Below are 1922 nucleotides of genomic sequence, written 5' to 3' on the forward strand. Positions count from 1 at the left end.
CGCACGTCGTCGTGGGTGGCGATGATGTTCTCGGCCGGCATGGGCATCGGCCTGATGTTCTACGGCGTCACCGAGCCGCTGACCCACCTCGTGAAGCCGCCGCCCGGCACCGGCGCCCCCGGCAACCCCGCGGCGGTGCAGACCGCGATGGCGACCACGATGTTCCACTGGTCGCTGCACCCGTGGGCGATCTACGCCGTCGTCGGCCTCGCCGTCGCGTACGGCGTGTTCCGCAAGGGCCGCTCGCTGCTCATCAGCTCCGCCTTCGCCCCGCTCTTCGGCGAGAAGCACGCCAACGGACCGGCCGGCAAGGTCATCGACATCTTCGCGATCTTCGCGACGCTCTTCGGCTCGGCGACCTCGCTCGGCCTCGGTGCCCTGCAGATCGGCTCCGGCCTCGAGATCGTCGGCGGCATCGGCAAGGTCGGCAACGGCGTGCTCATCGGCATCATCGCCGTGCTCACCGTCTGCTTCATCCTGTCGGCCGTCTCCGGCATCGAGAAGGGCATCCAGTGGTTGTCGAACATCAACATGGTGCTCGCCCTCGCGCTGGCCTTCTTCGTCTTCGTCGTCGGCCCGACGGTCTTCATCCTCAACCTGGTCCCGACCACGATCGGCTCCTACTTCAAGGACCTCGCGATGATGTCGGCGCGCACCGACGCGGCGGGCGGGAACGGCATGAAGGAGTGGCTGGCGGGCTGGACGATCTTCTACTGGGCCTGGTGGGTGAGCTGGACCCCGTTCGTCGGCATGTTCATCGCCCGGATCTCGCGCGGTCGCACCATCCGGCAGTTCGTCTCCGGCGTGCTGCTCGTGCCGTCGGTCGTCTCGCTCATCTGGTTCGCGATCTTCGGCGGCGCCGGCATCTCGCAGCAGCAGGGCGGCAAGGACATCGCCGCCCAGTCCACGCCCGAGGGCTCGCTCTTCGCGATGCTCGGCAACCTCCCGTGGCCGACGCTGACGGCGATCATCGTCATGGTCCTCGTCGCGATCTTCTTCGTCTCGGGGGCCGACGCGGCCTCGATCGTCATGGGCACCCTGTCCGAGAAGGGCACCCTGGAGCCGTCGAGGAAGACGGTGATCTTCTGGGGCGCGGCCACCGGTGCCGTCGCGGCGGTGATGCTGCTGATCGGCGGTGAGGACGCCCTGTCGGGCCTGCAGAACGTCACGATCGTGGCGGCCCTGCCCTTCCTCGTCATCATGGTCGGGCTCGCGGTCGCGCTCGTGAAGGACCTCTCGCGCGACCCACAGGTCGTGCGCAGGCAGTATGCCGTCGCGGCCGTCGAGCACGCCGTCGTCGCGGGCGTCAGCGAGCACGGTGACGACTTCTCGCTCACGGTCCAGGAGACCGCGCCGGGCGAGGGCGTCGGCGAGCTGGTCCCGACCGAGCCCGTCGAGGCGAAGGACGTCGTCGAGACCTCGCACGACCACCCGAGCGTGGCCGACGTGGTCGACGACCGGACCTCGAAGGTCGGCGGGTCGATGCGGCTCTGACCGCTTGGCGTGCAGCTGGGCGCCGCGTCCTCCCCCAAGGGATGCCGCGGCGTTCGTGCTGTGGGCGGGAGGAGGTGCCCGCGGCATGCGCTGTGTGCCGTGAACGGGCTGCGGGCGGAGTGACCGGTTTCGAGTGTTTGGGGCGTTTCCGCAAGGTTGCCGCAATTTACCTCTTCATGACCATTTGCGGGACAGCTCCTGTGCAAGTATCCGTCGAACGGTCTCGAGCGAGACCACGGACTGCACCGCGCCACCGCGGTACTCGAGCAGGGGGAATGCACCATGCGGGATGTCAACGCTGAAGCCATCGCCGGCGACTCGTGCCGGGAGATCGACGCGGCAGACGCGACGGAGCACGTCAGCGGCCTGGATGTTCCCCAGGACCTGATCACGCCCCGTGAGGTCGCAGCACTGTTCTGCGTGAACCC

Annotated in this window: 1 protein-coding gene; it reads left to right on the top strand. The window is 68.5% G+C overall.

All coding sequences use genetic code 11. The features are described from left to right. Positions 1-1494 (top strand): BCCT family transporter (locus ABD194_RS19285; RefSeq protein ID WP_343994497.1); only part of this gene is annotated, 1494 nt, incomplete at its 5' end. Positions 1495-1922: the final 428 nt, after the last annotated feature.

It is taken from the genome of Terrabacter terrae (assembly GCF_039529575.1).
Classification (GTDB): domain Bacteria; phylum Actinomycetota; class Actinomycetes; order Actinomycetales; family Dermatophilaceae; genus Terrabacter; species Terrabacter terrae.